At 43.1% G+C, this 23758-nt stretch carries 19 protein-coding genes; 11 read left to right on the top strand and 8 right to left on the bottom strand.

What is annotated here, in order from left to right; translation table 11 throughout:
• The first annotated feature begins 142 nt into the window (after positions 1–142).
• Positions 143–1723: a CHAT domain-containing protein gene (locus LC653_RS18195; RefSeq protein WP_229495887.1), complete on the top strand. Its 1581-nt coding sequence runs from the start codon at positions 143–145 to the stop codon at positions 1721–1723.
• A gap of 155 nt (positions 1724–1878) precedes the next feature.
• A complete protein-coding gene (locus LC653_RS18190) occupies positions 1879–2526 on the top strand; it encodes a hypothetical protein (protein ID WP_229495885.1) in 648 nt (215 codons plus the stop codon).
• Between the two features lie 1082 nt (positions 2527–3608).
• Here the strand turns inward: LC653_RS18190 and LC653_RS18185 are convergent.
• The 6 genes from LC653_RS18185 to LC653_RS18160 form a co-directional block, all read right to left on the bottom strand.
• Positions 3609–4991, bottom strand: a complete 1383-nt coding sequence (locus tag LC653_RS18185; protein ID WP_229495882.1) for a PrsW family glutamic-type intramembrane protease — start codon at positions 4989–4991, stop codon at positions 3609–3611.
• Between the two features lie 947 nt (positions 4992–5938).
• On the bottom strand, positions 5939–6541 hold the full coding sequence (locus LC653_RS18180) for a DJ-1/PfpI family protein (RefSeq protein ID WP_229495880.1): 603 nt from the start codon (positions 6539–6541) through the stop codon (positions 5939–5941).
• Between the two features lie 201 nt (positions 6542–6742).
• Entirely contained in the window at positions 6743–7195 is a 453-nt protein-coding gene (locus LC653_RS18175; protein ID WP_229495877.1) for a nitrate reductase associated protein, read from the bottom strand.
• A 194-nt stretch (positions 7196–7389) separates the two neighbouring features.
• Positions 7390–7848, bottom strand: coding sequence for a phosphate-starvation-inducible PsiE family protein (locus LC653_RS18170; protein WP_229495874.1), 459 nt, complete (start codon positions 7846–7848; stop codon positions 7390–7392).
• Between the two features lie 296 nt (positions 7849–8144).
• A complete protein-coding gene (locus LC653_RS18165; protein ID WP_229495872.1) occupies positions 8145–10499 on the bottom strand; it encodes a molybdopterin oxidoreductase family protein in 2355 nt (784 codons plus the stop codon).
• 471 nt (positions 10500–10970) lie between these two features.
• Entirely contained in the window at positions 10971–12473 is a 1503-nt protein-coding gene (locus LC653_RS18160) for a NarK family nitrate/nitrite MFS transporter (RefSeq protein WP_229495870.1), read from the bottom strand.
• Positions 12474–12661: 188 nt separating this feature from the next.
• Here LC653_RS18160 and LC653_RS18155 point away from each other — a divergent pair, with 188 nt between their 5' ends.
• The gene (locus tag LC653_RS18155; protein WP_229495868.1) at positions 12662–12910 is read left to right on the top strand and encodes a hypothetical protein; all 249 of its coding nucleotides are present in this window, start codon (positions 12662–12664) and stop codon (positions 12908–12910) included.
• On the opposite strand, the gene LC653_RS18150 is transcribed toward LC653_RS18155, so the two are convergent.
• The gene (locus LC653_RS18150) at positions 12896–14524 is read right to left on the bottom strand and encodes a ferredoxin--nitrite reductase (protein WP_229495865.1); all 1629 of its coding nucleotides are present in this window, start codon (positions 14522–14524) and stop codon (positions 12896–12898) included. The two genes, LC653_RS18155 and LC653_RS18150, sit on opposite strands and share 15 nt — an antisense overlap.
• Before the next feature lie 688 nt (positions 14525–15212).
• On the opposite strand from LC653_RS18150, the gene LC653_RS18145 reads away from it, so the two are divergent.
• From LC653_RS18145 to LC653_RS18115, 8 genes are all read left to right on the top strand, one after another.
• Positions 15213–16463, top strand: coding sequence for an RNA-guided endonuclease InsQ/TnpB family protein (locus tag LC653_RS18145; protein ID WP_229495864.1), 1251 nt, complete (start codon positions 15213–15215; stop codon positions 16461–16463).
• A gap of 2 nt (positions 16464–16465) precedes the next feature.
• The gene (locus tag LC653_RS18140; protein ID WP_229495862.1) at positions 16466–16879 is read left to right on the top strand and encodes a QcrA and Rieske domain-containing protein; all 414 of its coding nucleotides are present in this window, start codon (positions 16466–16468) and stop codon (positions 16877–16879) included.
• Positions 16880–17104: 225 nt separating this feature from the next.
• Positions 17105–18466, top strand: a complete 1362-nt coding sequence (locus LC653_RS18135) for a HEAT repeat domain-containing protein (protein WP_229495860.1) — start codon at positions 17105–17107, stop codon at positions 18464–18466.
• 314 nt (positions 18467–18780) lie between these two features.
• Positions 18781–18975 (top strand): DUF6888 family protein, encoded by a 195-nt coding sequence (locus LC653_RS47350; protein WP_372478187.1) that lies wholly within the window; start codon positions 18781–18783, stop codon positions 18973–18975.
• 118 nt (positions 18976–19093) lie between these two features.
• Positions 19094–19303, top strand: a complete 210-nt coding sequence (locus LC653_RS18130) for a DUF6887 family protein (protein WP_229495859.1) — start codon at positions 19094–19096, stop codon at positions 19301–19303.
• 146 nt (positions 19304–19449) lie between these two features.
• Positions 19450–19695: a hypothetical protein gene (locus LC653_RS18125; protein WP_229495857.1), complete on the top strand. Its 246-nt coding sequence runs from the start codon at positions 19450–19452 to the stop codon at positions 19693–19695.
• A gap of 362 nt (positions 19696–20057) precedes the next feature.
• Positions 20058–21005 (top strand): LysR family transcriptional regulator, encoded by a 948-nt coding sequence (locus tag LC653_RS18120; RefSeq protein ID WP_229495855.1) that lies wholly within the window; start codon positions 20058–20060, stop codon positions 21003–21005.
• Between the two features lie 121 nt (positions 21006–21126).
• Positions 21127–22200: an anthranilate phosphoribosyltransferase family protein gene (locus tag LC653_RS18115; protein WP_229495854.1), complete on the top strand. Its 1074-nt coding sequence runs from the start codon at positions 21127–21129 to the stop codon at positions 22198–22200.
• Positions 22201–22232: 32 nt separating this feature from the next.
• On the opposite strand, the gene LC653_RS18110 is transcribed toward LC653_RS18115, so the two are convergent.
• Positions 22233–23663 (bottom strand): LCP family protein, encoded by a 1431-nt coding sequence (locus LC653_RS18110; RefSeq protein WP_229495852.1) that lies wholly within the window; start codon positions 23661–23663, stop codon positions 22233–22235.
• Between the last annotated feature and the right edge of the window lie 95 nt (positions 23664–23758).

Raw genomic sequence — 23758 nt, 5'->3', positions numbered from 1 at the left:
AATAATCTATAAACTGGTAGAAACCTGGAATAATAACAGGTAACATCAGAGTAAAAACTTACAAGGTAAAAAAGTAGAAAGTTTTCACCTTGGAGAATTCTTATTTGAAATTATTTATTTTAGTTTTTATTTTAATGAATCCATGCCATCCCTGAATTTGGCGATCGCCCGTCTCCTAAACACTGGCACTGACAACTTCGCCATTTGGGTGGTCAAAGCTCCCTATCCCAGTGGCTACGTTTTACGTGACTGTGTATGGCCTGATGAACTCAATCAAGTCTGGCAAGAATGGCAGCAGATGTTTGCTGGTCATAGTCGCTTAGATATTTCCCCAAACTCAACATCTCAAAAAGCCAACCCATTCCCCATAGATTGGATTTCTCCCCCTTCAGGTCAAACCACTGGCCCCTACAGCAGTCGTCTAATGCAAAACTTGGGAATGAATTTATGGCGCTGGATATTTGACGGGCAAATTCTTGGTAGTCTAGAACGCAGTCGCGGTATTGCTATGGGTCAGCATACACGTTTGCGCTTCCGATTAGAAATCCGCGACCCCCATCTGATCGCTCTCCCTTGGGAAATTATGCAGCGTGAACCTGGTCAATCGGCTATGTCTCTCTCCCAAGATTTGCTATTTAGTCGCACCAGCACTGAAGTTGACGCTTTACCCTATTTGCGAACTGACAAAGCTTTAAATATTTTGCTGGTTTTAGGTCATGATGACAAGCTGCAACTAGAACAAGAAGCTGCTATTTTACAGCAAACTCTTGTAGATACGTCTGTGGGTGGTAATTTCCAAAGATATGCACCTTGTATAGTGAATCAACTCCTACAACCAACTCCACAAGAGTTAATTCAAGAATTAGAAACCAGAGCATACAATGTTTTCTTTTACGCTGGACATGGTTTGCCAGACCCAGATGGGGGGTTACTGTTTTTGCGACCAGATATGCCCCTGAATGGGATAGAATTGGCGCAAGTATTGACCCGTACAGGTGTGAAATTAGCAGTTTTCAACGCCTGTTGGGGCGCACAACCAGCTGCTATCAATCATCAAGCTATACCTGCCAGCAGTTTAGCAGAAGTGCTGATTCGTCATGGTGTGCCTGCGGTTTTGGGGATGCGTGATGAAATCGCAGACCAAGAAAGCCACAGTTTTATTCAAGCCTTTACCGAAGCTTTGCGATCGCACAAACCAATTGATGAAGCCGTAGCCCAGGCTAGGCAAGAGTTGTTAACATTGTATAAATTTAATCAACCTGCTTGGACTTTGCCTGTTCTCTACCTTCATCCAGATTTTAATGGCGAACTAATTAAGAATCTAGATGAAGGTATTACCGAAGTACCAGATACAGCCATTCCTGATATAGGTTCCCCGCTTCCGGCTGCTTCGTTGCGATCGCTCGCCCCAAAAGGTAAAACCTGGATACTGCGTTATGGAGTCACCCGCATCGGTCGCACGCAAGACAATGATATTGTCATCCCTGAACCATCTGTATCCAAACGCCACGCCGAAATTTTCTGCCGCAATACTCTAACTGATGCTACATTGGTGCGAAGTTATTATTTGCAAGATTTTTCCACCTACGGGACAACCTGGTTTTTAGGCCCTAATGGTTGGCAACAAATCCTCCGAGAGGAAGTCCCATTGAAATCGGGAATGCAGTTAAAGTTTGGAAGCGCTAGAGCTGAAACCTGGGAGTTTATTATTGAAGACTCCTAGCAGAGCTATTGCAGAAATAAATTTGAGTCTTTATCATCAACCTTTAAAATTTGTTTTTACTATAGAAACATAGAAAAATTCGACTATTTTTGCGGAAATCTCTTCTGAGGAATTGTAGTTGTCAATACCACCAAATAATTGTGAGGCAATGAAAAATGGCTAATAAAATTAACGGCTCAGACACTTTCTCTTCTTTGCCATCTCAAGTAGATTTAGAATTATTAGAAGTGTTACTGGAACCAGAGGATGCTACCTATCCCTGGAATCCAGCTGATGAAGAGTCAGAAGCTTATTTTGACGAATTAGAACAACAGTTCGGAATGCAAGATTTGCTTGAGGAAGAACTGACAACGCGATCAGAAGATTTTTATAGCCATCTAGACACACTTTGGTCTGGCGTCTTTGTGGAGTCAGACTCTAATCACAATCCCCAACAAGCACTAGTGCTTAATCTTCAAGAAACATTATCTATTACTTTTGCCGCCTGTGTCCCCCAAGCATTGCTCAATGCCATCGCCACCAAAGCTGCTGAAATTCTTGCTGCCCAGCAATCAATCGGTGAACAACTGGTTGAGTGTGTTCAGACAGTACTACCAAATTGGAGAACAGAGGATCTTTTAGTTTTAGCTCGTCCTTTTGCTTACGCTATGCGAAGTAGCGAATCTCATAACGCCGCATCTGCACTCAGTAATCTTCAAAATAGCCAGTGGACAGCTTTATCAGAAGTAGAGAAAGCAAAGGTTAGTTTAGCGATCGCTTCTTATGCTTTCAATGAAATCAACAAGTCTCACTATGAAGCATAACTTGAATGAATTGTCTCTGTTTTCTAGATAAATTTCAGGTGCAGGCAGATTTATCTGCTAGTAACCTTGTGCGACTATTTAAACATTCACTAATTATTAGTATTTTTGTATAGTTCGCCTATATTAACCTTACCTTAAACTGATTCTCAGATTAGGCTATCTATCCCAAGATATAAATATTCAAAAGTCAACAGTCAACGCTTAAGAGGTCTTTTATATCCTCTTCTCTCCCGGCTCGCCTGTTCCCCCCGAACGCGAACAGCGTCAGCCCCTTCCCTACGGGACGCACTCGCGTTCGGGGAAGTCACGCATTCACGCATTCACGCATTCAAAAATTTACCAAGCGCATAAATAAATTTAGTTGCTCTGAGTCAACTGACCAAATAATTACTAATTCGTAATTCGTAATTCGTAATTCGTAATTAAAGGTACAAGCCCCTAACTAAAGTTTATGGAGACAAATAAATTTATTCCTCAATTAGGCCCCCGACTTCAGTCGTGGGGTAATAATTACGAATTACGAATTATAAATTACGAATTATTTTGACGTAGTATTTCTTGCACTACGTGTCACTACATACATTTTTTTATTTTCCATAAATAAATTTAGTTACTCTGTACCTTTTTATCGGAAATCAAAGGGTTTAAGACCCCAACCATTACACGTAGTGCGGAGTCGGAGCCACTCCGCCTCCGATCATTTTCAGTCGGGGTTTAAATCGAACGTAGTTGCCACAACGCTCTTAACCTATCGCTTGGCACTTCTCAACTCTTAGAGACGCATTCGCCTTCGTCTGAAAATGTCTAAAATGTTTGAATGCGTGAATGCGTGAATTTTGAATTGTTAATTCTGGTCAGTTCAGATGCCTGCGGCAAGCCGCAAAGCGTATACTACCGCAAGGCGGAAGTCAAAAATCAAAAGTCACGTATGTTTTAATTTTGCGCTTTCTGGCTGTAATGAAATGGTAGCGGTACTCCTTCTCTACGAGACGCTACGCGTCGCTTGCTTCACCGTAGGGGTACACAAAGAACCAGCAGGGTAGCGCCGTTCCCACTTCTCTCTACTCCCCCTGCTCCATCTCTTATTTTGGGCCAAGAAATCGAGTAGCAAAATTTTGCGATCGCGTCGGTGATAGCACCCGTGCCTTGAGAATTGCTGCCATCAAAAAGGCATAAGATAACACCCCAACAACTACCAACAGCAAGGCATTAATTGATCCTGTAGCATTCCACAAAGCATGGAGCGCAGCAGCACTAAGATAACCAATAGAGAGAATTTGCCAACTTCTACTGGGTTTGAGAACAGCTAACCCAATAAAATAACCCAGGTAGCCACTATAAGCCATGTGTCCGGCTACAGAGCCTAAAATTCGCGGAATTAGCAGTTGCAAACCCGCCAGTTGACCAGCAGCGCCTATACCCACCTGTTGCGTGACATTTTGAGTAATATCTGGCACATATTGTCCGAGAGTTTCCAAGAGAGTAAAGCCCACAGCAGAAGCTGTTCCCAGGAGAATACCATCTAGAGGTTCCCAGACGCCTATGCGTTCCCGCCAAGGTGAAGACAACATTCTCCCGATGGCAAAGGCCCCTAGTACAGGCAATGCCTTGAGTAATTCCTCCATCAAACCAGCGCCAAAAAACATCCGCACCAGCAACTCTGTGAAGGTGGTAGATTCTTGGGATGAGGGCAAGTTTCCAGGCAGGACTGTGCGAAACACGAAGATAAATAAATCCAATAGCGGACTAAGCAAAATCAGCATCGTACCCAATGCCGCAGCCATTAGCACCCACCAAGGCTTCTGTTTACCGCAAAGTTGGTAAACAAAATAGTAGGCAGCGAAGGCGATGTAAGTTGCGACGATAACTTGATTAGCTTGGGGCTGACCGACTGTAGCAAACATTAAAACTACAAAGATGACGGTCAGTATTCCTGGTACAAGGTAAGCTTTACGAGTTAAATCTTTACCAGTGGAAATAATTGGAAAAAGCTGGGTGAAGCTAACAGAATCTGGCTGCTTTAATTGTGTGTGGCTGTGGTAATTTGTCGCCGAAGGTAATGGTGTAACTTGGTTAACTGTTGTGGCTGGGGTGAGTGAGGTATACTCGTACTCAAAAACGTATTGCGGCCCATCAGCACCTAGAGAAATGCGATCGCCTGGGTGCAATTCCTGACATTCATACAAGCGTTGTCCATTCAAATAAGTGCCATTGGCACTATTCAAATCACAAAGCACCCAACTGAATTTACTATCTGGCGATAGAGAGAGTGGGCGAACCACTGCATGACGACGAGATACCATTCGGTACATCATGGCATCCAAGACAACTTGGCAGCTGGGGTCGCGTCCAATTACCATCTCTTTACTGGGGGGCAGGGAGTAGCGAGATTCTGATCCAAAAGCTGCCCCATTACCAGACACTAGCCGCAGAAATGCATTATGTCTTGCGTGTTTGCCTGTCATCGATAAGAAGTGCGTTTCTAAACTAATTCTTCACATAATTTGGCAGCAGGACTAACCTTAGCCACATTAACAGCAGCATTGCTAAATCCACTATAGCTTCACTTACTGCTAAGAAATTTAAATTTATAGATGCAAAATTTCAAATTGTTTTACCTAATGTAAATAAGTATTCCATTTGCTAAGAGTTTATCCTAAAACTGGCTTGTTAGGCGGATAAATCAGATTGTATCGGTCGTGTACTCAAGACATCCTAACTGCAAATTAAACCCACGGCAATTTATCAAAAAATAGTATTTTTTACTGCATTTTGTTCTATTCAAAAAATATATAATTTTCACTGGTCTTGTGTGAGCCACTACGGTATTCTCGCAAAGGGAGAGGCAAGGACTGCAAAGCGGAAGTCAATCTTGAGCCAGTGCGTTGCGCGGGTTAAGAGCGTTGTACCCCTCCGGGGAAGCAAGCTACGCGCAGCGTCTCCCGAATCCCATTCGTGAGAGGCTAGCGCCTGCCGTAGGATGCCCGAACGCGAACAGCGTCTCCTGTCTTGAGAAGGGCTGTAGGGAGAAGCAACTGGCTCTCAAAAGCCAAAACTCACACATGCTTTAATTTTGGGCTTTCTGGTTGTAATGGAAATAGTAGGTTTATTTCCGCCGGACTGTGGCTTTTGCTAACGCGGCGCGTCTGGTAGAAAAGGAGGTTTCCACGCCACTTGCTTTAGGGACTTCCAAATAAAAAAATGTTCCAAAACTGACGCAAAAACTCTCTCTATTTCTCCTCTCTCCGTGTTGCGCCAGTTGCTTCAAGTCGGGGAACCCGCAAGGGCGCACTGGCTTCTCTGTGTCTGGAGTGGTTCGTTTATTTGGATAATTTATTTCTTGGAAGTCCCTTATGCCTCTTACTCTTAACCTGCCCCGAAGATCGAAGCAAAAGATTTCCGGTATCTTGCTTCAAACAACTGTAGCCAGTTCTGGGTGTTCAATCTTAGTTCCAAGTACTGTGAGGAATTCTGCTAACCAATGGGGGTGAGCAGGCCAAGCTGGTGCTGTCACTAAGTTACCATCAACTATTGCCTGATCAACAGGGATAGCGACATAAATCCCTCCAGCACTCTTGACATCTGGGCTACAAGCAGGGTAGCCAGTACATCTTTTGCCTTGCAGTACATCAGCAGCCACTAATAATTGCAAGCCGTGGCAGATGGCAGCAATCGGTTTATTCGTTTGGGCAAAGTGACGGGTGATTTCTAGTACCTGCTGATTCAGACGGATATATTCTGGTGCCTGTCCTCCGGGAATGATTAAGGCATCGTAAGTTTCGGCTTTTATTTCTGCGAACGTAGCATTTAAAGTGAAATTGTGACCGGGTTTTTCGCTGTAAGTCTGATCTCCTTCAAAGTCGTGAACTGCTGTCCGTACCTTGTCGCCAGCTTTTTTGTCTGGGCAAACTGCATGGACAGTGTGCCCCACCATTTGCAACGCCTGGAAAGGAACGATCACTTCATAATCTTCTACATAGTCCCCAACCAGCATCAAAAGTTTCTTTGCAGCCATATTTTTGTTACCCTCACCTATTAGCCAATAGTTAATAGTGGTCTATAAAGTAAATATTAATTTAGAGTTAGCTACGTTAAGCATGCGTAAATTTCTGATACATTAGAGCATTAACTGTGCTGTAATGTATCATTTGAGAGCAGCAAGTTAACAAAGTGTAATGCACTCTACAGATTTTTTCTGTTAATGACTATTGGCTAATTAAAGCAGATTAAATTCTGCGATCGCTCTGTTAAAGTTTTTGTTTTCATGTCCTGGGCGGCTGAGTTTAATCAAGGCAAAACGCTGTAAGGGCGTTAAACCTGCCCAATGTTGCTGTGTCAGGGTTACACCTATTTCTTGAGCTTTTTCCTGGATGCTGGCTGGTAGAGTGGCAGAGTCTAGCCATGCGGGATGAGGCTCGATGGGCAATTTTGTAGCTGGTAGACCCGTGCGCTGTAGAATTAATTGCTGGATATGTTCGCGGTAAGACTGAATTTCTGTTTCTCTAGTGCAAGGTAATTCGACTAAAGCTTGACGCTCGGCTGTAGTCATTTGATTCCAATCAGACAATTTTAGCTTAATGCCACAAGTATCTAATTTGCAACGCACTTGCATGGGGATACAGCGCAGGGAATCAACAAAGTCTGCTTCAAATTCAAAGAAATCTGTCATAAGAAAGTATTCAAAATTCGATTATTCAAAATTAAAGGTTTTTAACCATCAATGAACGGTGCGTTACCCAATGCTTTCACACCTTACATATACCTCGATTTTTTCAAAAATAAAATCGGATTGCTATATATTATCTGCAAAGAGTTCACACTAACCTATATCTAACTAAATTCTATGCCAGACCTCTTTAATTTTTAACGGGTATTTTTGGCATTACTGAAACGAATTATCAAATAACTAATTGAAAGTGCGAGAATAGCAATTCCTAAACCAATTATATCAATACCTCCAATTTTTTCTAAGTCAAGAATAATAATTTTTCTGGCAACAGCAATTAAAGATGTCACAATAACTAATTCAACTTGAAAAACGTGTTTTCGTAAATAAGCTGTGATATTTTCTAAGATTTCTAAAGCAATTAAAATATTCAAAAATAGACCAAAAATTTTATACAGGGTTGTGTTAAACTTTGCATAAGGCGCTGTAAATAACTCTTTAATAATAAATACTCCTAAATCCCCGATCGCTACCAAAATTACGATCACCATAAAAATAGATAGAACTTTAGAAACTATCACTTCTATGTTTTCAATGATGTGCATGAAGTTCTCATCTTTGGTAACTTCTAAAATTCGCCTCATTAACTTTTTCATCTGCTGCACCCGATTTTTAAATAAAATAAAATCCCATAGATAAATCTAGAGGATTAAAGTAATTCATAATTCGTAATTCGTAATTCAGTTTTGCAACTCTTAGACATATCAAACAACTTACCATTTACGCTTGTCAAACCTCTTGTTACTAGAGATTTTGACTCTTTAGATATGGTAATTGGTATGGGTCAATTGTAGAGAGCCATAAAAAATGATAATCACTATTGGTTATTGATTATTGACTAAATTACCTATTAGTGATTATTAATTACCTCTTGAGCGGTACAGTTAGGAGCTTACCATTGTGAGGACTGGAGTTGATAATCTTTGACTGTAACTTCCACAGATATTGGTATCAGCTGCACAGCACAGGCTTTTAATTCTGGTTGCAGCGAATCGGGGCAAGATTCTGGATGGGTTAGGGCGTTGGCTTCGGCATTATCTGCCCACAGTGAACCCCAGTGCATGGGGACAAAAACTGTACCAGGCGCGATCGCTTTTGTCACTTTAGCAGGAAACTTGGCTTTACCCCGACGCGATCGCACTTCTACATACATACTATCTCCAATACCTAACCGAGCAGCATCACGGGGATGAATTTCGATAAACGGTTCGGGATGCATTTTACAAATTTTTTCAATTCGCCCAGTGCGTGTCTGGGTATGCCAGTGTCCGTAAAGTCTTCCATTAGTTAGTACAAAAGGATAATCTGGGTCTGGTGGTTCTGCCAGTCCCTTTGAGTAATATGCCCCAAATCGAGCGCGTCCATCAGGGGTGTGGAAGCAAAGATTAGTGTAGAGGCGTTTGTTAGAGACGCGATTAATCGCGTCTGTACAATTAGGAGTAGAGACGCGATTAATCGCGTCTGTACAATTAGGAGTAGAGACGCGATTAATCGCATCTGTACAATTAGGAGTAGAGACGCGATTAATCGCATCTGTACAGTTAGGAGTTGAAGATTCTAATTCATAACTCCTCACTCTTAACTCATAACTTTTTTCTGGATGAGGCCATTGAGTCGGGCCTTCTGCTTTTAATTGCGCGTGACTGATACCCGTCATATCGCAGGGGCGAGTTTTAGTTAGTTTGACAAACTCAGCATAAACTTCGGCAGAGTTAGCAAAGGCAAACTCTTTCTCAAAACCTAATCTACGTCCAACTTCGGCGAAAATTTCCCAATCTGCTTTAGCTTCTCTTGGCGGTTGGCGAAATGCTTGACATAAAGTTATCACCCGTTCAGAGTTTGTCATCACACCAGTTTTTTCACCCCACTGGGCTGCTGGTAGCAGAACATGAGCGTAAGCAGAAGTTTCTGTAGGATAATATGCGTCTTGGTAAATAGTGAAAGGCGATCGCAATAATGCCTTCTTCGTCCGCTCCAAATCTGGCATACTTACAGCTGGGTTGGTAGCCGCAATCCACAGTAACTCTACAGCGCCATTTTCCAAGCCAGTAATCATGTCCCAAGCAGTCAAACCTGGATTGGGCGAAATCTGTCCTGGCTTAAGTTCCCAAAGCTGCTCAACTTCTGCTCTGTGCTGAGGATTTTTCACCACCCGATAACCCGGTAATAAATGCCCCAAACCTCCGGCTTCCCTTCCTCCCATTGCGTTTGGCTGACCAGTGAGGGAAAAAGGGCCAGCCCCAGGTTTGCCAATCTGTCCAGTCATCAGGTGCAGGTTAATGATAGTTCTTACCTTAGCCGTCCCTTCTGAAGATTGATTCACACCCATTGACCACAAAGATAGTACTCGCTCTGATTTGCCCCAGTAGCGAGCTGCTGTTTCTAAATCTTCAATGCTGATTCCACATTGACGAGCCACCACTTCTGGGGGATAGTGCCGAATCACTTCAGCATAAGCCGGAAAGTTGCTGGTGCAGTCGTCCATGAACATGGTATCAATGTAGTTCCAGCGCATCAACAAGTGAGCGATGCCATTCAACAAGTCGATATCTGTACCGGGACGAATTGCTAAATGCAAGTCAGCAGCTTCTGCGGTTGGTGTGCGACGGGGATCAACCACAATCATTTTGACTTTGCGGTTCTTTTTGTGATACTTTTCCAGTCGGTTAAAAACGATGGGGTGACATTCGGCTGTATTAGTACCAATTAAAAATGCACAGTCGGTTAACTCCAAGTCATCGTAACAGCAAGGCGGGCCATCTGAGCCAAAGCTTTGAATGTAGCCAGCCACCGCACTAGACATACATAAGCGAGAGTTGGCATCAAAATTATTAGTACCCAGACAGCCTTTCATCAGTTTCTGGGCTATGTAATAATCTTCAGTTTGAAACTGGCCGGAACCATACATACATAAGGCTTCTGGGCCTTGGGTGAAGCGTACTGTTTGAATGCGCTGCGTGATGATATTAAAGGCTTCATCCCAACTAACGCGCCGAAACTCTTGATCTAAGGAGTCTCGCACCATTGGGTAATGTAATCTATTTTTATCTAAAGATTCTGCGATCGTTGCGCCTTTGACACAAACCATTCCTTGGCTGGATGGATGGGCTTTATCACCGCGCACCCGCCAAGTTGGATTTCCTTGGCTATCTCGATTAGTTGCTTTGTTATGTTGGGCTGGGGGTGAAACTTCTAGTCCACAGCCAACACCACAGTAGGGACAAAGGGTTTTGGTAAATTCACTCATGGCAGTTGTACCATTTTGTTGTTTGGATTGTGCAACCTCAGATGTAGCGGCAGTTTGAGGAATTTGTGTGTTAGGGAAAAATTGCTAGAAAGCTTAATTTATCGAACCGCAGAGACGCAGAGAGCGCAGAGAGAAGAAAAAGAGATTTTCATGGATTTTGATATAGCGGTTCTCGTTTGGATACAATACATTTTGACCTCACTTCCATTCCTCTCTCCTTTTAGGAGAGAGGCTTTGAATCGGCGTTGCATATTTGCGGGATGATTTTGCTAGTTTTGTGGGATGGGCATCTTGCCCGTCCCTTGTATTTCAGGGCGGGCGAGACGCCCACCCTACAAGAATCATCCCTTGATTCAGCAACGCCTTGAATCTTACTCCCCTTCCCTGCAAGGGAAGGGGCTGGGGGTTAGGTCTGTATTACACTCAACAGAGAAGCGCTATAGTTAATTTTCTACTTCATCCTTAAGTTGATTATTCTTCAGTTAAGAAAATAGATTTTTTAGTTGGGGTTTCTGGTAATTCACCTTCATAGGCGGCGGCAAAGGAACCTTTTGGTTCTTTGAGGAAGAAGGCGCACATGAAAGCACAGACTAAAGCAGCTATACCCATTGTGCTAAATAGTGTTGGAGCGTCGGTTAAGCTAAAAATTGTCAGGTAAACTACGCCGCCAAAATTACCGTAAGCTCCCACATTTCCCGCAATTTGTCCAGTAGCTTCTTTTTTAATTAGGGGTACGATGCTGTAGGTTGCACCGCAGCCAGCTTGGGCAAAGTAGGCGGCAAACATTGTAACTACGATCGCTAGCGGAATCGGCCAGTTACTATTAATAAAATGTGCAATCAAATAACTAACTCCAATGCCAGCACTAATAATTGTCATTGTCCATTTACGGGAGCTAAATTTATCAGAAATTAAGCCACCACTGGGACGAGAAACCAAATTTAAGAACGGATAGGTAGCAGCAATCATCCCAGCTACAACATGCTCTAAAGCAAAAGTTTTTTCAAAGAATGCCGGGAGCATGGAAACAACTGCTAGTTCGCTGCCAAAGTTAGTTATGTAAGTGAATTCGAGTAAGGCTACTTGACCAAATTGAAAGCGTTCAGATGGAGCGTAAGTTTTTTTACCAGTTAGAAGTTCTCGGTTTACCTGCCAAGCTTGGTAACTTTGGTAAGCAAACAATCCTGCTAATAGGAACCAAGCCAGATACATTTGGCTCAAAGTTAGGAAGTGAATGTTCTTTTGTTCTAAGCGCCAAGCTAATAAACCTAGAGCGAAAATCAAACCAAAATTTGAGACAATCATCGCCCAGAAGCTTTTAATACTGGTGACTTCTAGAGAACCATTTTTCTTAGGTTTCTTGTAGACTTTGCCAGTGGGCGTATCTTGGACGCTGTTGTAATAAATTACGCCGTAGATGGCTGCAATAATCCCTGTAAATGCGATCGCAAACCGCCAGTTAGAAGCACCACCAGCGAAAAAGCTAGTAGAAACTGCAAGTATCGGTAAGGCAAACTCTGCACCAAAAGCCCCAAAGTTACCCCAACCGCCATAAATGCCTTGAGCAATTCCCATCTCCTTCGGCTGGAACCATTCCGCCACCATGCGGATACCCACGACAAACCCAGATCCGACAATTCCCATCAGCAAACGACTGATGACTAGTTGATTAAAGTCTTGCGCTAGCGCCGTTGCTAAACAAGGAACAACCGCAAACATCAGCAGCATTGAGTAGGTGATTCTGGGGCCAAAACGATCCAGAAGCATCCCAATAATTAGCCGGGCAGGAATTGTGAGGGCGAGGTTACAGATGCCTAAAGTTTTAATTTGCTCAGGCGCTAGATTTAGTTCTCTGCCAATGGTTGTAGCGAAGGGAGCAAAGTTAAACCAACAGACAAAGGTGAGAAAGAAAGCAAACCAAGTTTGATGTAAGATGCGGTAGCGATCGCTAAATGAAAATAAGTTTTTAAGCATTCTAATCTTTCTAATTGAATAAAATACGGAAAAGAGGTAGGGACGGTTCGGTTAACGTGTTTATTCGTCGGAGATCCCCCCAACCCCCCTTAAAAAGGGGGGCTTTTTTTTCTAATTACCCCCTTTTTAAGGGGGTCGCCACAGGCGGGGGGATCTTATCCGAATCATATTGAGGGTAAGTTGAGCCTTTGAACTCGGAAGTTGAGCCTTTGAACTCGAAGGTTGAGCCTTTTATCTCGAAGGTTGAGCCTTTTATCTCGGAGGTTGAGCCTTTTATCTCGGAGGTTGAGCCTTTTATCTCGGAGGTTGAGCCTTTTATCTCGGAAGTTGAGCCTTTTATCTCGGAAGTTGAGCCTTTTATCTCGGAAGTTGAGCCTTTAAGATTGAAGTATGAGTTTTGCCCAATGCCCTGTTTGGCCAATCTAGTTCCTAACTAGTAGGGCTTCTTGCTTGAGTTTTGCCCCAAAGTTTTTGATCAGTAAATCTTGCAATACTGGCTGCAAGTCTTCGCATGGTATGCCTTTGGTGACGCAAGTTCCCAAATGAGCATCTTTGCCAACTTTGCCGCCCATATATATGTCAACGCCTTCCAAGGTTTTGCCATTTTTGCGAGTTTTAGTTCCCATCAAGCCGATGTCTGCAACTTGGGGCTGTCCACAAGAGTTGGGGCAACCTGTCCAGTGAATTCGGACTGGATTGGTGAAAGTTAAGTCTTCTTCTAAGGCTTTAATCATTGCCAGGGCGCGGTTTTTGGTTTCGATCAGGGCAAAGTTGCAAAATTGTGCGCCTGTGCAGGATACTAGCGATCGCGTCAGCAAACCTGGATCAATAGAAAACCTTTCTAGCAAAGACTCTGTTAAAAATGTTGCTAAACGCGAGTCAGAAATGTTGGGAATAACGATGTTTTGCTCAACTGTGAAGCGGATTTCGCCACTGCCGTAAACTTCCGCTAGACGGGCAATTTCAAACATATCTTCGGCATACAGCCGCCCGACGGGAATGTTCAAACCTGCGTAATTTAATCCTGATTGTTTTTGTTTATATACCCCGATATGGTCGCGTTTTTCCCAGTCGATTTCGTCTTTTGCTGCTGCGGATAATAATGATTTACCCAAACGGCTTTCTACTTCTGCTCGAAACTTTTCTACACCCCATTCATCAATTAGCCACATTAGGCGCGATTTTTGCCGATTAGCACGCGGGCCATGATCACGAAAGACTTCCAAAACGGCTCTACATACAGCGACTACATCTTCGGGAAGTACCCAAGCATTTAGAGGAATCGCCGCCTCACAACGTTTAGCTGAGAAAAAGCCACCCACAATGATGTTGAAGCCGAATATTGGTGATTGTGAAAATTCTTGCCCTATCCCCTGTCCCCAGCGATGCACTGAGCTTGTCGAAGTGTCCCCTATCCCCTCCTTAAATGCTGGAACAAAAGCTAAATCGTTGATTTCAGCATGAACTGAATTGTCTCTTCCACCTGCGATCGCAATATTAAACTTCCGTGGTAAGTTGCTAAACTCTGGGTTCCCTTCCCCTTTGTTGGTGAGCATATCTTGAATTTGCTGTACCAACTCTCGTGTGTCATACAACTCATCCGCATCCAACCCCGCCACAGGATCGCCTGTTATATTACGGACGTTATCCATCCCTGACTGGACAGTGGTTAAACCAACTGCGTGAAATCTATTAAAGATATCTGGTAAATCTTCAATTCTGATCCCCCGTAATTGGATATTCTGTCTCGTAGTAATATCAGCGCAACCATCATCACCGTAACGCTGCACTACTTGGGCTAAAACACGCATCTGATTGCTTGTGAGAATACCGTTAGGCATCCGCAACCGCATCATAAACTTACCTGGGGTGACTGGGCGGAAAAACACACCCACCCATTTAAGTCGATGATCGCGATCGGTTTCGTCCATTGCTTCCCACCCCAAGGCGGCAAATTTCTCTATCTCATCCCTGATGGCGAGTCCATCTTTTTGAGCCTTGAATTTCTCGAACTTGTTGAGGCTAGTAGTGGTAGTTGCTGTGTCTGTCATGATCTGACTCTCAATGCAAATTACTGAATATGGTGATAATTGCCCAATATCAATCAACCCGTAGTTCCATCAAGTGTTGTATCTACGAGGATTAGGAAATAAAAACTTAATATTTGCTTACGGTTGATTATTTTTACTTCAGAGCATTCAAAGCGAAACTCCAAATCCGTGATTAGTTAAGGAAAACTTGTTGCCATTTACATCTTGGAAATTTGTCAAGCAGGTTTAGATAATGTTCATGTAACAATTTCGATATCTATAACTTAAAGGCATATTTCTGTTAAAATCGTATAAATTGTTACGGTTTTTTGGTAAAATTGCTGAAAACGGATAAATAATATGCATTTATTGCATCAAAGCTAGCCAATGATCCACGTAAAGCCCTTAATGAAGGGTATTTGAAATGATCAAAGGGATTTTGGATTGCCATAAATCAATCTTGAATCCAAAATTGAGTGGCAGATGTTAGCTAAAACTTAGATATTATAGAAAAAATGCTGAAAACCCTTGAGGAACAGCGCAAAGTCGGAGACACTCCGCCTCCGAACGTAGTTGCGTATTCCGTACTTCAGGCTGCGTGATGAAAGCTATTTGAGTTCTTTAGGACTTCGTAAAGTTTTATTTGACTTTAGTTGCCAACTTATGCCAAGCATACTAGCATAAATGTGTGGTTGGTTAGGTCGAACCGATGATAATTTACGAGTTCAAGGTCAAAGGAAAAGACAAGCAGTATCGTGCAATAGATGATGCGATTCGTACTAGTCAGTTCATCCAAAACAAATCGCTGAGATATTGGATGGACAATAAAAATGTTACTAAGTACGATCTCAATAAATATTGTGCTGTACTTGCTGCTGAATTTCCTTTTGCTGATGAACTCAATTCAATGGCTAGACAGTCTGCTGCTGAACGTACATGGTCAGCAATAGCACGATTTTACGATAACTGCAAGAAGAAAGTCAAAGGTAAAAAGGGGTTCCCTAAGTTTAAAAAACATTGTCGCTCAGTTGAATATAAAACTACTGGCTACAAACTTTCTGCTAATCGTAAAGCAATTACTTTCTCTGACAAGAAAGGTATTGGAACCTTGAAACTAAAGGGAACCTATGACTTAAATTACTACGAACTCAAGCAAATTAAGCGTGTCCGATTAGTACGTCGTGCTGATGGGTACTATGCTCAATTTGCAATTGATGTTGAGATTAAAGTTGAGACACAACCAACTCTTCAAGTAGTTGGTATTGACTTAGGTTTGAAATATTTCATCGCCGATAATATTGGCAATGTAGAACCTGCGCCTAAGTTTTACCGCAAATCTGAGAAAGCTTTAAACCGCGCTAATCGGAAAAAATCTAAGAAGTTCAGTACGACAAAGAAGAAAGAAAAAGCTCGACAATCTAACAACTACCACAAAGCAAGAATAAGGTATGCCCGTAAACATTTAAGGGTAAGTAGGCAACGAAAAGAGTATTGCAAGAGATTAGCATACTCCGTCATCCAATCTAATGATTTGGTAGCCTATGAAGATTTGAATGTGAAAGGGCTGGTACGCAACCGACATCTAGCTAAATCTATCAGTGATGCTGGCTGGTACACTTTTCGATTGTGGCTAGAATATTTTGGGCATAAATATGGGAAAGTAACTGTTGCAGTTCCTCCCCATAACACAAGCCAAAATTGCTCTAACTGTGGCGAGAAAGTGAAAAAATCTTTATCTACAAGAACCCATGTTTGCCTTCATTGCAACTACATGGCGGATAGAGATTTGAACGCCAGTATCAACATTTTGAGACTAGGACTGAGTACCGTAGGGCATACGGGAATTTACGCTACAGGAGATTTGCCCTCTTGGGCGATTGGCGCAAGCCTGTCGTCTAACGGCGAGTCTATGAATGTAGAATCCCCTCACCTAAAGGTCAGGGGAGTGTCAATTCAGTAGCTATGAAACGTCGTGATTTTATGAATTGGGTAGGTTTGGGTGGGATAGCGAGTTCTCTACCTGTAGCGATCGCAGCCTGTTCTTCTCAAACAACTCCAGTATCTAAGAATTGGGAAACAGTAGGTACATCGGCAGAATTAGATAAAACTGGCCAATTGCTGGCAAAAAACTCACCTGCTGGGCCTGTCTTGGTAGTTGGCACATCTAAGGATGCAAATCTGACTGCTGTTAACCCTACCTGTCCTCACGCAGGTTGCACGGTAGGATGGAAAGCTGAAGTAAAAAAATTTGTCTGTCCCTGTCATGATTCGGAATTTGGCATTGACGGGAAAGTGCAAAAAGGCCCAGCGACAGAAGCGCTTAAAACTTACGCCGCCAAAATTGAGGGTAATTCAGTTGTAGTCAAGGCAAGTTAAAATAATTCGTAATACTTCGGCTACGCTCAGTACAAGTTCGTAATTCGTAGTTCGTAGTTCGTAGTATGCACTTTAGTGCTTAAATCAGAGCTAGAGCCGCTAGCTACAAGCCGATCAAAATTGGTGTAATGATGTACTAAAAAGCAGAGTAAGGGCAAAGAAAAACAGCGATTTATTTACGAGTTTGTGCTTTCGTTATATTCATACTAAATCACAATTTAGGGTATGGTGAGTAATATCAACCAGCTTTTGGTGCAAGCCCAGACAGCATACGATGCAGGTGATTGGTCATCACTAATTCAATATTTACAACAATTAATCTTAGGGACAGATTCTGAACATCCAGAGATAGTTAAAAATCGAGAATATCTGCTGAAATTAACACTTTCAATGTTAGAGATGGGGGATTTTCAGCAACGCTGGGAAATCACCAAGGTGTTGACTCGCTTGGGAAATATTGCCATCCCAGCACTCATTGAGATATTAGAAGACGAAGATGCAGAGGAAGAATTACGCTGGTATGCAGCACGGACTTTAGGCGAATTTCAGCACCCAGAAGCCGTCGCACCCTTAGTTGAATTGTTGAAAACCGATGAGGATGAAGAACTCAAAGCGATCGCAGCTACAGCACTGGGGAAAATGGGTAGTGTTGCGATTACTTCACTAACTGAACTTCTAGCAGATGAAGATACAAGGCTTTTAGCAGTGCGATCGCTTTCCTGCATTCCCCAAACAGAAACCATCACACCGCTATTGAGTGTAGTCCAAGATCCACAAGCAACAATCCGCACGGCTGCAATTGAAGCCCTCAGCAGCTTTCATGACGAACGTGTACCACCAGTCTTGTTAAACGCTTTGGATGATATAGCCGCCACAGTTAGGCGTGCAGCAATACTTGGTTTAGGTTTTCGCCCCGACTTACGCAAAGCATTAGATTTGGTGACGAGACTACAACCCAAGCTTTACGACTTTAATATTGATGTTTGTTGTGCAGCCGCAGTTTCCCTTTCTCGAATGGGTTGTGATCAGGCAGCCCAGCAATTATTTAAGCTGCTAATATCACCCCATACACCGCTACCACTGCAATTAGAAACCATCCGCGCTTTGGTTTGGGTGGGAACACCATCCAGTTTGGAATATTTGCAAACTGCATTTAATCAAATCACTTCAGAGACACTTTGGCAAGAAATTGTTACAGTTTTGGGGCGAGTGCAAAAGCCGCAAACTACAGCAGCCGTAAAAATATTATTGCAAATACTGCGATGCCTTTCCTGCGGAACGCTACGCGAACGGCGAGCTTCTCTACGAGACGCTGCGCGAACGCTAACGCAGCATCCAGCCACAGAAATTGCCAGCATCAATTGTGCGATCGCTTTATCTTTAGGACAGTTAGGCGAAATGCAAGCTATTGAACCATTGATTTCGCTGCTAGCTGTCAAGAATGTATCGGTGAGACTACATGCGATCGCTGCACTGAAAAATTTGGATGGGGAAGCCACATATCAACAATTGCAGCAGTTAGCAAATAATGCTGCACTCACACCAGATTTGCAACAAGGAATAGCGATCGCTTTAGCCGAATGGTAAATTTTTTCAAAGAGTATGCGCTATCTGTGCGCGTTCAGTATTAAGTAACTAAATTGGGCTTAGAAAATTATGCGGTATGACACGGATTGGAGCAGACACAATACAGTTCAGTTAAGCATTTATTTCTTCTCTCAGTGCCCTCAGCGTCTCTGTGGTAGCCTGCGGCAAGCCGATGCAGCGTCTACGTAAAAAAAATTGACTTTGACAAAGAGTTTTAGCCTTAACCCAAGCGTATTGGGAGCAGACAGAGGAATAGAGAAATAGCCTAGAGAAAGTAAGATAATTTATGCGATCAAAAATAATGAGGAGCAAGAATTATTCCTACATCAGAACAAAAGACGCAGTGCTTTATACTGTGCTGCTGGTTTACTAAATTTTACTTGCCCATAAATGTGGTTCGTGTAGGCGAACGAACAGGGAATGTGTTCTTCTTGGCAGGTGATATCATGTCCGCCAAATCACCCATAATAAAAGAACCCCACCCCCAACCCCTCCCCGCTTGCTCTTAGGGGAGCTAAAGCGCAGCTTTTGCGGGGTGGGGTTCCGGTTATTATGGTTAATTACCCGGACATCATATGAGGAGAATATTATTGAAATATATCCCAATGGCAGATGAAGGTACGTGCAATGAGCAAACCTAACTTTCAAGCAATGAGTCAGAAAGAGTTGCAAGCCTACGTTTTAGCCCATCGGGATAATCAAGAAGCATTTTATGCATATCTTGATAAGCTACACGCAGAAGCTAACTGGGTTGAAATGCCGCTGTTACAGTCTCCAGATGATTTGGAAAATTATCCTGAATTTATTGAACGGGTTCGCAACGGTTCGGAGCCATGAGATAGCGATTACAGGCACAATACCCATGCAGAGGGTTACAGTTGCTTATTTGGAAATTGGAAATTAATAGATCGATACGTAGCTTGTTAACACTCCAATACGAATTATCAGCGCAGGGAAAGCCACCCATCAGGAGAAAAGGTTTTATGAAGAAAGAAATTGAGAATGAAATGGAAGACGAATTACGTTCTGAGTACGATTTTGCTCAAATGGAGGGAGGCATCAGAGGCAAGTATATTGAGCGGTATCCTCAGGGAACAAATTTAGTACTTTTAGATCCCGATGTTGCCCAAGCTTTTCCTAATGATAAAAGGGTGAATGACGCATTGAGGTTGTTAATTCAGGTTGCCCAACGCCAGCAGCCTAACACTGCGGTGCAGCAGACAGAATAGAAATAATCTACATAATTCGTAATTAGTAAATGCAAGTATGACGCGATCGCAGCCGTATTCGCAAGTTGCACGGCTATTTGCTTGAGGTTGCAAAGAAAATTGTGTTACTGAAACCTTATAATGTGATGAATTAAAAATCTTATTTAAAAATTTATATATTGCAGAAGAAAATAGTCAAGTCTTTTTTGGCGGAATTTACCAAAAAATTTTGTGCAAAGCGGATAATTTGCGAAAAAGGGAGTATAGCCCGATTTACATAAATATAAATTTTTAGAAAAGACCTGTAACAAAATATACTAAATTTTAGGTAAAAAACCGTTAACTTTAATGAAAGTTATAAATGTAATTCAGGCTACATAAAAATGCGCCTAGAGCAGTTGCAAGCCTTTCTAGCGATCGCACAAACCGGCAGCTTTCAACAAGCAGCGCGAACATCTGGTGTTACGCAATCGACGATTAGTCGCCAAATCCAGGCATTAGAAGCAGATTTGGGTATAGAACTGTTTCACAGAACAACTCATGCAAAATTAACACTGGGAGGTGAATGTTTACTACCCCGTGCCCGCAAAATTTGCCAAGAATGGCAGACAGCTACAGAAGAATTAGCCGATTTAATCGCTGGAAAGCAGCCAGAACTTTGCATTGCCGCGATTCACTCCCTCTGTGGATATTACTTACCACCAGTGTTACAAAAATTTTGTAATGATTATCCAAATGTGCAATTGCGGGTGACTTCATTGGGAAGCGATCGCGCCCTGAAAGTCCTCAAAGATGGATTAGTGGATTTAGCAATTGTGATGAATAATCGCTTTTTAACCACTGGTAGAGAAATGGTGGTAGAAGTACTTTATGATGAACCTATAGAAGTTCTAACCGCAGCCAATCATCCACTAGCCCAATATGAATTAGTCCCTTGGTCGGAGCTAATTCGTTATCCCCAAGTGGTTTTTAAAGATGGTTATGGGATGCAGCGTTTAATACAAGATAGATTTGAGCGAATGGAAGCTACACTCCAAGCGGCTTTAGAGGTAAATACCCTAGATGCCTTCCGGGGAGTGGTGCGCCAAGGAGAATTGATAGCTTTGCTACCTCAATCAGCATTAGTGGAAGCTCGTCTTGACCCTACCCTAACGATTCGTTCCTTAGCTAGCAATAGTACTAGTGGTTTAGCAGATGGTTCCAGTTTGACCCGTCGGGTAGTTATGGTAACAACTCAAGATCGGCTCCAAATTCCCCCCATCAAACACTTTTGGCAACTCGTGCGAGAAAATATCCCATTACAAATTGACCAGCAGCGATCAGCTTCTTAAGCGTTATTAGTTATTAGTCATTCGTCATTAGTCATTAGTCATTAGTCATTAGTCATTTTCGGTTATTCACAAAGGACAAAGAACAAATGACAAAGGACAAAGCACAAAGCACAAAGCACAAATGAGCAATATATTTAGGGAATTAGTGCAAAAAGTAGGTAGTGGAAACCACACAAGCGAGAATTTAACTCGCGCCCAAGCAGCCACCGCCACTAAAATGATGCTGCTGGGTGAAGCTACACCAGCCCAAATCGGAGCGTTTTTGATTGCTCATCGAATCAAACGTCCCACAGGGGAAGAGTTAGCGGGAATGTTAGATGCATATCATGAACTGGGACCAAAACTGCAACCAATCGTCTCTTGGCGACCAGCGATCGCTCTTGGTATCCCCTATGATGGCAGAACACGCACAGCACCAATTAGTCCGGTAACAGCTTTACTACTTGCCGCAGTTGCACAACCAGTGGTAATGCACGGTGGCGATCGCCTCCCAACTAAGTATGGATTACCTCTAATAGATATTTGGCAGGGTTTAGGAGTCGATTGGACTAGCCTACCACTAGCAAAAACCCAGCAAGTGTTTGAGCAAACGGGAATCGGCTTTATTTATCTACCTCAGCATTTTCCCTTAACTAACAGTATTTGGGAGTACCGCGACCAACTTGGCAAACGTCCGCCATTGGCGACAATGGAGCTAATCTGGTGTCCTTATGCTGGGGATGCTCACGTAATTGCTGGGTTTGTGCATCCGCCGACAGAAGGGATGTTTCAGATAGCTTTGGGGCTGCGGAGAGTAACAAAATTTACACTAGTGAAAGGATTGGAAGGTAGTTGCGACTTACCGCGCGATCGCACTGCGATTATCAGCTTATCTTCATCCGTAGCATCCCAAGAGGTAGAACGATTGCACCTCGTACCGCGTGATTACGGCTTTACTACCAAGAACGTACCCCTTGGAACTACTGAAGAACTGGTGACGGATATTCAGAAGGTTTTAGCAGGTGAACCAGGCGAACTAATGCAAACAGCCTTGTGGAATGGCGGTTTTTACCTATGGCGGAGTGGTATTTGTGGAGACATGCCAGAGGGTTTAGCTAAGGCAGAAGAATTATTAACTAATGGTGCAGTAGCAGCAAAACTCCAAGAACTCAGCCAGTTAGTAAATTCGCTCTCAGCAACATTTGTGCCAGTGTAATTAATTACGAATTACGAATTACGAATTACGAATTATTTCGTCAGCAACTCCTCCAAAATAGATTTTTGTTGCAACCAATCCTGGCCTACTTGGATACTGATATCCGAGCCAAGGTTGCCAGTACTTTCCACACGCACTTCGCCAAACCCCAAAGTGTCACGAATTGATTCGGCACTGTCACCATCTCCTTGCTGGGCGACAATGTGAGTTACTTCTAGAGGTTCACCCCATGCCTTAGCCACATAGATGTTGCTATATCCAGATTTTTCCAAAGCTCTAATCAAGGGTCGGAGGTTAGAGCGATCGCCACCTGTACTATCTTGAATTGCTACACGTAAAGAGCGTGGATCAGTCGCAGTCGCCTGCTGTTCCTCTTCTGACTCCAAACCAAAGTGTTGAGCCATCAGTTTAGCAATACCATCTTTGTTGGGCAACCAATAGCTAGCATCAAATTCATTCTTCTCGCTAAAGCGACCTGGCAGCATTAACATTTGCATATTAGAGCGATTTGTTCGCACCCCAAAACCTATCAGCGCTACTAACTCTTCAACCGTCAAGTTGGTATCAATGTGGTCTTTCACTACATCCAGAACTTTAGGTAATTGAGCGACAGTAGCGGGGTTAAGTGTTTGATCCATCAAGGCACGCATGACCATTTGCTGCCTCTGAATCCGACCAATATCACCGAGTTCGTCATGGCGAAACCGCAGCAATTGCAGTGTCTGCTCACCGTTGAGATGCTGCTTACCCGCCTTCAAATTGATGTACAAATGCTGAGAATCATCTTGGTACTTCATATCTTTGGGGACGTAGACTGTTACGCCCCCTAAAGCATCGATCAGCTTGGCAACTCCCAGAACATTAATTCGCACATAGCGATCAATTCCTGCCCCACCTAAGAGATTACTGACGGTTCTGGCAGTCAAAGCTGGCCCACCTTCAACATTGGCGGCATTAATTTTTTTCACCCCATACCCCTCTATTTCTGTACGGGTATCTCTGGGAACGGAGAGCATAACTATTTTTTTAGTCTCTGGATCAAATTTGACCAAGAGCATCACATCGGCAAGACCATCAAAGGAGTTTACTTGGGGCAGGTATCTAAGGTTTTTGGTTTCTTCGGGAGGGTTTTGCACATCTGGGGGAAGTACACTCATCCCCATAACCAAGAGATTCACCGGGCGAGTTAATTCTGAAAATCGCAGCACACCTCCAGAAATGCGATCGCCATCAAACACCGCTTCATCCTGTGGACTTAGCTGGGCTTGTTGCAAAGGCGTACTGGTCAAAGACACTGCCAAAAGCGCCCCTGCTGTTGCTGACACCATTGCAATCCCACTCATACCTACCCAAAACCACAGCCAACGCCCGGATTTCGAGTTATCGGAAAGGGGAATTCTTTTACTGGACTTTGAGGCTTTTCCCGACTGGTTTTCTTCCGCCGAACTTCTTTGAATGGTCACAGACTTCCTCACACTTACTCACTAATCAAATTCGGTAAATTTGCAAACTAAAAACATCCAAACAAATCAACCCATAATAACTAACTCTTAATTAT

It is taken from the genome of Nostoc mirabile CHAB5784, from assembly GCF_020829645.1.
In the GTDB taxonomy this organism is placed as follows: domain Bacteria; phylum Cyanobacteriota; class Cyanobacteriia; order Cyanobacteriales; family Nostocaceae; genus Nostoc; species Nostoc mirabile.
This window is presented reverse-complemented; position numbering and strand designations above follow the sequence as displayed.